The following is an 8,951-nucleotide window of genomic DNA, read 5'->3' on the forward strand; positions in this document are numbered from 1 at the left end:
CGGCAAAAACCGAAGACTTCCGCTGTGGGCTCGAAGCGGACATTCGCTGCATTTCGCAGGAACGTCGACTTCCGACGTTCAGATCAGATGCTATTTGGCCCGTTCCGCATAACACATTCCCTGTTAGTTGTGAGAAATTCCCTGATCGTCAGAGGTAAATTCCCTGTTAACCGATCTAGGGAAAACCCACACAAGCGACTGTTTTTACTAGTAACTCCGAGCTCCAATCCATCGAAAATGGCCCAAATTCCCAAGTTTTCCCTGTAAATTCCCAGATAACAGGGAATTCTGCGCGAGACTGGATAGCTTGAGACTGCGTGCACAGCCACCATTCTCCAAAAATAAGAACACATTGAAGCAAACACGGCAGCCCTGAAACGTGATGCCGTCCGGGCATTCTCGTTACTCACAAGTCAACGACAACGACTATTCAACTTCAACTTCCCGCCGGCGTATTTCGAAGGCGATTTGTTATAGAGTTCGCAGCTGCGACGACTGACGCAGCCAGACTTTCGAGCTTGTCGTCAGGGAACCGTGTGATTGGGCCCGAGATCGAAACGCCTGCGACAACATTCTCTAACGAGTCAAAGACGGGTGCCCCTATGCATCGCATACCCGCAGAACGCTCTTCATCGTCCAAAGCCCATCCCCTTTGGCGGGACATGTCCAGTTCAGCCATCAATCGTTGTTTCTCAGTAATCGAATTTGGCGTCTGGCTTACCAGCGTCAGCGGGTCCAAAAGCCGCTTCAGCGACGCCGTGTCTAGATGCGCCATTATGGCTTTGCCAACTCCGGACGTATGAAAGTAGGCATCGGTCCCGTTCTTGATCGAGGCTCTAATCGGGTTTTCAGACTCGACCTGAATAAGGTAGAGCAGTTGCCCGCCTTCTTCGATCGCCAGATTGGCGGTTTCCCCGGTTTCCTTGGACAGTATTCGCATTACCGGCGGCGCAACTTCCAGCAAGTTCGCCTCTTCTTCAAACGTGCTGCCGATCCGGTAGGCCTGCGGTCCAATGCGCCATTTGCCTTGGCTTGCATCGTGAACGACCATGCCGCGATGCTGAAGCGTGGTCAGCAGCCTGTGCGCGGTTGCAACAGGAATTTCCGTTGATCTGGCCAGTTCGGCGAGCGCCGCACCCCGCGTATCAGCAAGAGCGATCAGAAGCCGAATACCGCGATCAAGCGCAGATACGGGAGAGGCAGCGGACACCTCTCCATTCGTTTTTTGGCGCGGGCGTCCCCGTCGTATGGCGGCGTCTTGTTGGCTCATTCTCCAAGCAACCAATGCACAGTTTCTTGTCGAAAGAGTCTAGCTCGTTCGGGACGGCAAAAAAATGAAAAATATTAAATTTATTTATTTCATATACTTAAGTTGATTCAGGCCGCATCACATAAGGAGTTTTCAAAATATTTTGAAAATTCTGAAATCTGCCTTATCGTTATGCTTGTCCGCCAAAGTGCGGGTTGGCGCCAATGTCAGAGCAATACGGGCAACGGCGCAGTTAAGGGAGGAAACATGACAAAATCTTTGAACCGCAGAAACTTTCTGCGTGGCTCTGCTGTTGTAGGCGCAGGTGCGCTTGCTGCGCCGGCTGTCCATGCGCAGGAAGGCACAACAATGAAGATGCAGGCCGCCTGGGGAGGCGGCATTTTTCTTGAAAACGCGCAATCGTATGTGAATCGCGTGAACGAGATGTCCGGCGGCAAGTTGACCATCGAACTGTTGCCTGTGAACTCGGTCGTGAAGACAAGCCAGATGCAGGATGCTGTTCACCGCGGTGTTCTGGATGCGGCGCACTACGTCCCGGCCTATTGGTACTCGAAATCCAAAACCGCGTCTCTGTTCGGAACTGGCCCCTGCTTTGGCTGGTCCAGCCAGGAAGTTCTGGGTTGGGTGAACTATGGCGGCGGTCAGGAACTGTTTGACGAGCTGATGGGCATTCTGGGCCTGAACGTCGTGTCGTTCTTCAACTCGCCCATGCCGGCGCAGCCGCTGGGTTGGTTCAAAGAGCAAATCACAAGCTCTGATCAGATGAACGGTTTGAAATACCGCACAGTTGGCCTTGCGGCAGATGTTCTGCTTGAAATGGGGATGTCGGTCGTTCAGCTGCCCGGCGGGGAAATCCAGCCCGCCATGAAGTCAGGTCTGATTGATGCGGCAGAGTTCAACAACCCGACATCGGACCGCGACTTTGGCATGCAAGACGTGTCCAAGCACTATCACCTTGCGTCGTTCCACCAGAGCCAGGAGTTCTTCGAAGTCACCTTCAACAAGGATAAATTCAATGCGCTTGCGCCCGAGTTGCAAGCCATTCTGAAATATGCGTCCGAGGCTGAAAACTCGAACTTCTACTGGAACAACACCAAACGCTACTCGGAAGATCTGGTAACGCTGGCCGAGGAACAGGGCGTCAACGTCTATCGCACACCCGACAGTGTGATGCAGGCACAGCTGGATGCCTGGGATGTCGTCGTCGAACGGATCGCGAATGAAGATCCGTTCTTTGCCAAGGTGATCGAAAGCCAGATGGCCTACGCAAAGACAGTGATGAATTACCTCAACCTGAACCAGCCGGACTACAAGCTGGCATACAATCACTATTTCGGCTGAGGCCTGACAATCTGTGAAAACGGGAGGCCGCGCATGCGCGCGGCTTCCTGAACGCTGGGCAGAACAGGCGAGGAACTGACCTTGATCAAGACAATCCACGCCATCGAAGGGCTAAGCCAATGGGTCGGCAAAGCCTTCGGATGGTGCATCCTAATTCTCACGCTCTCGGTGTCCTACGAGGTGTTTGTTCGATACGTTCTGAACAAGCCAACTGTCTGGGCGTTCGACATGATGGTCCAGATGTATGGCGCGTTGTTCCTGATGGCCGGCGCCTATGCTCTGGCGCAAGATGCACACGTCCGTGGCGACGTACTCTACCGGCTGTTTTCGGTACGCTGGCAGGCACGCGTCGATTTCATCTTGTATATTCTGTTCTTCTTTCCGGGAATGTTCGCATTGTTCTGGTACGGGTGGGAGATCGCCCAGGACAGTTGGCGCTATGAAGAGGTCAGCTGGAACAGCCCTGCTCGAATCCAGATTTACTTTTTCAAAACACTGATACCGGTTGCCGGTTTCCTGTTGATGTTACAGGGACTTGCCGAAATGGCGCGGTGTTGGCTGGCGATGCGAAACGGCGTTTGGCTTGATCGGCTTGATGACGTGCGTGAGACCGAAGACATGTTGATGGAATCCACTGTCGGCAGGATTCACGCGACAGATACCAAAGAAGGAGGCCGCAGCGATGACTGATCCTCAGGTCGCCATCCTTATGCTCAGCCTCTTCATCCTGCTGGTGCTGCTGGGTTTTCCGATCGCGTTCACTCTGCTGGCGATGGGTGTTGGCTTTGGCTACTACGCCTACTACCAATCCGCCCCGGAAAGCATATCGGATATCTTCAACAACAACATTTTCTACCTTCTAAACCAAAACACCTACTCGGTGATGGAGAACGACACACTTGTCGCCATACCGTTGTTCTTGTTCATGGGATACGTGGTTGAAAGGGCGAATATTGTCGATCGCTTGTTCTTTTCGCTGTACATGGCCGCACGAAACCTGCCGGGGTCCCTGGCCATCGCCGCGCTGCTTACATGCGCCGTGTTTTCAACTGCGTCAGGAATTGTTGGTGCGGTTGTTACGCTGATGGGCCTGCTCGCCTATCCGGCGATGGCCAATGCCGGGTATCAGCGCAGCTTTGCCTCAGGCGTGATCTGCGCTGGCGGAACACTGGGGATTCTTATCCCGCCGTCGATCATGCTGATCGTTTACGCCGCGATTGCCGAACTGTCTCCGTTGCGATTGTACGCCGCGGCCGTATTCCCGGGGCTGATGCTGGCTGGCCTCTACATCGTTTATGTGATGGTGCGCGTCTGGTTGAACCCATCGCTTGCACCCAAGCCCCAAGGCGAAGACATACCGCCCAAGCGGCAAATCTATATGGATCTTTTGGTCTCGTTTGTGCCGTTGACCGTATTGATCCTGCTGGTCCTGGGCTCCATTCTTGGCGGGCTCGCAACCCCGGCAGAGGCGGCGGCCATGGGGGCGCTTGGCGGTTTGGTGCTGGCCGTGCTCTATCGCTCGCTCACATGGGACAAGGTCAAACAAAGCGTTTTCCTGACGGCCAAGGCCACCGCGATGGTGTGCTGGCTGTTCGTCGGTTCGTGGACCTTCGCCTCGATCTTTTCGTACCTTGGCGGGCACGATGTGATCGAACACTGGGTCGTCGGAATGAACCTTCAGCCCTGGCAGTTTTTGGTCCTTGCCCAGCTGATCATCTTCCTTTTGGGATGGCCGCTGGAGTGGTCCGAGATCCTGATCATCTTCGTGCCGATCTTCTTACCGATGCTGGAGACCTTTGGCGTAAACCCGTATTTCTTCGCAATGCTGGTTGCCCTGAACCTTCAGACCTCGTTCCTGACCCCGCCAATGGCTATGTCGGCCTATTATCTGAAAGGGGTGTTGAAGAACCAGATTCAGCTGATGGAGATCTTCAAGGGCCTGATGCCTTATTTGGCCATTGTGATCCTGTGCATGGTGCTGATGTATCAGTTCCCCGGGATCGCGTTGTGGCTGCCTGACTACCTGTTCGGGGTTTGGGTGCCATGACCAAACACGATCTGTCATTGTTCTCGGCGGTTCAATCCGCCGAGGCCATCAAACAAGGGCGCATTTCATCCGAGGCCTTGGTCGAAGCTTGTTTGGCAAGGATCGAGGAAACGGACAGCAAGGTGCGCGCTTGGGCCTATTTGGATGCTGCATCAGCGCTTGATCAAGCACGCGAACTGGACCGTATTCGCAAGTCAGGCCGCGGCATCGGAGCGCTTCACGGAGTACCCGTGGGGTTGAAGGACATTATCGATACAAAAGACATGCTGACACAACGCGGTTCGCCAATCTTCGCGGGCCGCCAACCGGATGTCGACGCCCGGCTGGTCGAGCATTTGCGTGAAGCTGGTGCCGTGATCATGGGTAAAACCAAGACCACCGAATTCGCGTTTATGCACCCGACCGACACCACCAATCCCCTTGATGCGGACCGGACGCCTGGCGGGTCATCCAGCGGCTCTGCTGCCGCCGTGGCGGCCAGACACGTTCCCATTGCGGTTGGCACACAGACCGGCGGGTCCGTGATCCGACCCGCGTCCTTTTGTGGTGTATATGGATTCAAGCCGTCGCGCGGAACGATTTCGCGCAGCGGGGTGTTCCGTACATCCGAATCCCTGGATCACATCGGCGGTTTTGCAAACTCATTGGAAGACATCGCGTTACTGACGGATGTCCTGTCAAGCTATGACCAAACTGACCCCGCCAGCTTTGCAAGACCGCGAGGGAACATGCTGGATGGCGTTCGCGCTGAAGCTCCTGTCGAGCCGAACGTCGCCTGGCTGGATTTTCCGTTCAATGACCGGTTGGATGCGGATGCCGAGGAAGGGATCAATGCCTTGATGGATCGCCTGGGCGGGCGAATAGAACGGTTCTCTGCCTCACCCCAATTGGCTGATCTAATTCACGTTCACAAAACGATCTACGATTACGAAATGCGCCAGAATATGGCCGCGGTCGCCGAGTCTAACTGGCCCGACCTCAGCGTCGAGATGCAGTCCGCAATCGACCGTGGAGCAGAAATCAGTACGGCGCAGTATGAAGATGCTTTGGCGGTCAAAACATCTGCGCAAGGTTTCTTTGCAGATTACTTCAACGACTTTGACGCAATCCTGGCGCCTGCTTCAACAGGTGAGGCTGTCCCGCTAACAGCGGGCCATACCGGGGATTCCGTCTTTTGTCTGACCTGGACGCTGGCGGGTTTGCCATCCCTGACGCTGCCTTTGCTGGTGGGTCTGAATGACTTGCCGATCGGGGTGCAATTGATCGGCGCGGCTGAAGAAGACGACCGGCTGTTGCGCACGGCATCATGGATACAACGCAGCCTTGCCGAGCAGGAACACTGAGGAGGACTAACCAATGTCTCGACTGACAAACATTCTCATGGGTATCATTGGTACCGGCTTGATGATGGTCTTCGTTCTTGGCCTTTCGCACAGCATCTCAACCGGTTTCGCTGGATTCTGGGGCGGTTTCCCATTCATGTGCATCGCGATCTTCGTGATCGCCCTCGCGCTCTACAATTTGTGGGAAGACGCCGTCAAAAAGGACTGATTTAATGAGTGATAAACCAGTCCTTTGGCTGCCGCGCCGGGTATCCGACGCAACCGTTGCGCGCGCGCGTCGGGATTATGATGTGATTTTGAACGAAGCCGACACGCCATGCACTGCGGAAGAGATCGTTGCGATGAGCGGCAAGGTCGATGCAATGATGCCCTGCCATTCAGAACACTTCACCGCAGATGTCGTATCAAGGCTGGACCCGCGCCTGAAAATTGTCGCCAACCATTCTGTTGGCGTAGATCACTGCGATTTGTCGGCCTTGGCCGCGAAAGGGATCGCGGTAACAAACACGCCCGACGTTCTTTCGGACGCAACCGCCGAATTGGCAATGTTGCTTATGCTTGGCGCTGCGCGGCACGCCGTCAGAGGCGATCGGCTTATGCGGACCGGAGCGTGGGACAGTTGGAGCCCATCTTTCATGGTTGGCAAACAACTTACGGGCGCCCGGCTTGGGATCGTCGGAATGGGCCGTGTCGGACGTGCTTTCGCAGCGAAAGCGCTCGGATTCGATATGGAAATTCATTATTTCAACCGCTCTCGTCTTTCGCCCGATCAGGAAAAGGGCGCAAAATACCATGACAGTCTTGAAACGTTGCTACCCGAGGCAGACTTCTTGTCGCTCCACTGTCCTGCGACGCCCGAGACGTTGGACCTTATGAACGCCGAACGGCTGGCGCAGCTACCGGATGGCGCGATCCTGGTGAATTCCGCGCGTGGCGCGCTGGTGGACGAGAATGCGTTGATCAGTGCGATCCAGAGAGGAAAGTTGGCGGCGGCTGGTCTTGACTGCTTCAAGACCGAACCGGGCGGCAATCCGAAGTTCGCAGCGCACGAGAACATCTTCATGCTGCCGCATATCGGAAGCGCAACAAGCCGGACCCGCGACGCAATGGGTTTTCGTGCCTTGGACAACTTGGATGCGTTCTTTGCCGGCAAAACGCCGCAAGACCTTTTGTAGAATAGGACACAGTTATGGCAAAACTTGCATTTCTCGGGCTCGGCGTGATGGGCTATCCAATGGCGGGCCACCTGCAGGCAGCCGGGCACCAGGTGACGGTTTACAATCGCACGGCCAATAAAGCCCAAGCTTGGGTCGAAGAGCATGGCGGCACGATGTGTACGAGCCCACGCGAAGCCGTGGAAGGCGCAGAATTTGTCATGACCTGCGTTGGCAACGACGACGACTTGCGCAGCGTGTGCATCGGTCCGGACGGAGCTTTCGCCGGAATGTCGCAGGGGGCGACACTTGTCGACCATACAACCGTCTCCGCAAAGGTCACGCGCGAGCTTTATGCGGCCGCCAAGGATCAGGGTTTCAGCTTTCTCGACGCGCCCATTTCCGGCGGTCAGGCGGGTGCCGAGAATGGAGCACTTTCGATTATGTGTGGCGGAGACGAACCGGTATACACCAGAGCCGAACCTATCATGCAGGTATACGCGAAAATCTGCCGCCGGATTGGCGAGACCGGTGCCGGACAATTGACCAAAATGAGCAACCAGATTGCAATCGCCGGTCTGGTTCAGGGCTTGAGCGAAGCGTTGCACTTTGCTGAAAGAGCAGGCCTAGACGGCCGATCGGTGATTGAGGTGATCAGTCAAGGGGCAGCGGGAAGCTGGCAGATGGTCAACCGGTATGAAACCATGCTGGACGATCATTTTGATCACGGTTTCGCCGTGGACTGGATGCGCAAGGATTTGGGTATCTGCCTGAGTACAGCCGATGAAACCGGCGCGAGTTTGCCTGTGACCGCGCTGGTTGATCAATTCTACAAAGACGTCCAAAAACTCGGTGGTGGTCGGTGGGACACCTCTTCGCTGCTGAAACGGCTCCGCGCCCTTGATTGATCGCATTTGGAATTGCTGGCGCAATTCAGCGCCGCCGGGCGCGGCGGAGCGGTCCGACCCGAAAACGACGTCGGCCCGTCAGGCCGCATCCGCGTTATTCTTGTGACTTTCCTGATTGCCTGGTTTTTCCGACGCTGTTTGCGGGAGTAGGATTTGGCCTATGCCGAACTATAGGTGTTTTGACAAAATTCAAATAATGCCATGCGTGTGTCAAAGCTCGATCTTTAAAAACTGGAGGAGAACATCCGAAAGCCACCTTTCGAAAGAGCGGTTAGGAGAATTTTTAGCCAGATAAAGCCAGGGTGGCCGTGTCCGGCATGGCGTGTATTCTCCAGCGACTTGGCTTTCTAACTGTGGTGACAAGGGACTGGGGCAAAGGAAGCTCTGAGCCCTTAGCCGGCGTTGCCAAAGAGGCCTCAGCGAGCCGAAAGAAAGCCTCTGCTGGAAAATCGTCGTCGATACTCTGCAGGGCTGAGACCGGTCATCTTTTTGAACAGGCGCCGGAACGCTCGGGAATCTGAATACCCGACGGCCTCGGAGACAGCTTCGACACTGTGGCCATCCATCTCCAGAAATTGTTTGGCCTCCTCGAACGGGCACGAAGGACGGGCAGAGACACGGCGATGAGTTTTGCTTTCAAAAAATAGCCCGCCAGCACAAAGCAGACGGGCAGTTATCGAGAGGTTTGATGAATCTCTATTCTCGTCAGTAGTGCCTGAGTTGGATTTAACAGCAAAAAGTGTCGCGGATAAGGCAGGTGACTAAATTCTTGTCAGTGTGGAGAGGCTGGCTAAGACCCCCCTTGTCCAGCCCCTCCTGCGCTACCTCTCGCTATTCGGTTTGGAGACGGCAGCGCCCCGTCGAAACCGTACCCCTTAGTCGAGTTCC

At 55.3% G+C, this 8,951-nt stretch carries 9 protein-coding genes; 7 read left to right on the plus strand and 2 right to left on the minus strand.

What is annotated here, in order from left to right; genetic code table 11:
- Nucleotides 1-436: 436 nt before the first annotated feature.
- On the minus strand, nt 437-1,270 hold the full coding sequence (locus RA28_RS20925; protein ID WP_039533037.1) for an IclR family transcriptional regulator: 834 nt from the start codon (nt 1,268-1,270) through the stop codon (nt 437-439).
- A 246-nt stretch (nt 1,271-1,516) separates the two neighbouring features.
- On the opposite strand from RA28_RS20925, the gene RA28_RS20930 reads away from it, so the two are divergent.
- From RA28_RS20930 to RA28_RS20960, 7 genes are all read left to right on the plus strand, one after another.
- Nucleotides 1,517-2,611, plus strand: coding sequence for a TRAP transporter substrate-binding protein (locus RA28_RS20930; RefSeq protein WP_039533057.1), 1,095 nt, complete (start codon nt 1,517-1,519; stop codon nt 2,609-2,611).
- 81 nt (nt 2,612-2,692) lie between these two features.
- On the plus strand, nt 2,693-3,301 hold the full coding sequence (locus tag RA28_RS20935) for a TRAP transporter small permease subunit (RefSeq protein ID WP_052261549.1): 609 nt from the start codon (nt 2,693-2,695) through the stop codon (nt 3,299-3,301).
- Nucleotides 3,294-4,658 (plus strand): TRAP transporter large permease, encoded by a 1,365-nt coding sequence (locus RA28_RS20940; protein WP_039533038.1) that lies wholly within the window; start codon nt 3,294-3,296, stop codon nt 4,656-4,658. The genes RA28_RS20935 and RA28_RS20940 overlap by 8 nt, the downstream gene beginning before the upstream one ends.
- Nucleotides 4,655-6,001 (plus strand): amidase, encoded by a 1,347-nt coding sequence (locus RA28_RS20945; RefSeq protein WP_039533040.1) that lies wholly within the window; start codon nt 4,655-4,657, stop codon nt 5,999-6,001. The genes RA28_RS20940 and RA28_RS20945 overlap by 4 nt, the downstream gene beginning before the upstream one ends.
- 13 nt (nt 6,002-6,014) lie before the next feature.
- On the plus strand, nt 6,015-6,209 hold the full coding sequence (locus tag RA28_RS20950; RefSeq protein WP_039533041.1) for a hypothetical protein: 195 nt from the start codon (nt 6,015-6,017) through the stop codon (nt 6,207-6,209).
- A gap of 4 nt (nt 6,210-6,213) precedes the next feature.
- Nucleotides 6,214-7,176 carry a 2-hydroxyacid dehydrogenase gene (locus tag RA28_RS20955; protein ID WP_039533044.1) on the plus strand — a complete coding sequence of 321 codons (963 nt, stop codon included), beginning with the start codon at nt 6,214-6,216 and terminating at the stop codon, nt 7,174-7,176.
- Between the two features lie 14 nt (nt 7,177-7,190).
- Nucleotides 7,191-8,063, plus strand: coding sequence for an NAD(P)-dependent oxidoreductase (locus tag RA28_RS20960; protein WP_039533045.1), 873 nt, complete (start codon nt 7,191-7,193; stop codon nt 8,061-8,063).
- A 416-nt stretch (nt 8,064-8,479) separates the two neighbouring features.
- Here RA28_RS20960 and RA28_RS23170 read toward each other — a convergent pair whose 3' ends face one another.
- On the minus strand, nt 8,480-8,740 hold the full coding sequence (locus tag RA28_RS23170) for a helix-turn-helix domain-containing protein (RefSeq protein ID WP_082029880.1): 261 nt from the start codon (nt 8,738-8,740) through the stop codon (nt 8,480-8,482).
- Between the last annotated feature and the right edge of the window lie 211 nt (nt 8,741-8,951).

It is taken from the genome of Ruegeria sp. ANG-S4 (genome assembly GCF_000814005.1).
GTDB lineage: Bacteria > Pseudomonadota > Alphaproteobacteria > Rhodobacterales > Rhodobacteraceae > Ruegeria.

Coding starts and splice junctions, on each gene's coding strand:
- RA28_RS20950 (WP_039533041.1), top strand. CDS start 6,015: ATGTCTCGACTGACAAACATTCTCATGGGTATCATTGGTACCGGCTTG.
- RA28_RS20960 (WP_039533045.1), top strand. CDS start 7,191: ATGGCAAAACTTGCATTTCTCGGGCTCGGCGTGATGGGCTATCCAATG.
- RA28_RS20925 (WP_039533037.1), bottom strand. CDS start 1,270: ATGAGCCAACAAGACGCCGCCATACGACGGGGACGCCCGCGCCAAAAA.
- RA28_RS20940 (WP_039533038.1), top strand. CDS start 3,294: ATGACTGATCCTCAGGTCGCCATCCTTATGCTCAGCCTCTTCATCCTG.
- RA28_RS20955 (WP_039533044.1), top strand. CDS start 6,214: ATGAGTGATAAACCAGTCCTTTGGCTGCCGCGCCGGGTATCCGACGCA.
- RA28_RS20930 (WP_039533057.1), top strand. CDS start 1,517: ATGACAAAATCTTTGAACCGCAGAAACTTTCTGCGTGGCTCTGCTGTT.
- RA28_RS20945 (WP_039533040.1), top strand. CDS start 4,655: ATGACCAAACACGATCTGTCATTGTTCTCGGCGGTTCAATCCGCCGAG.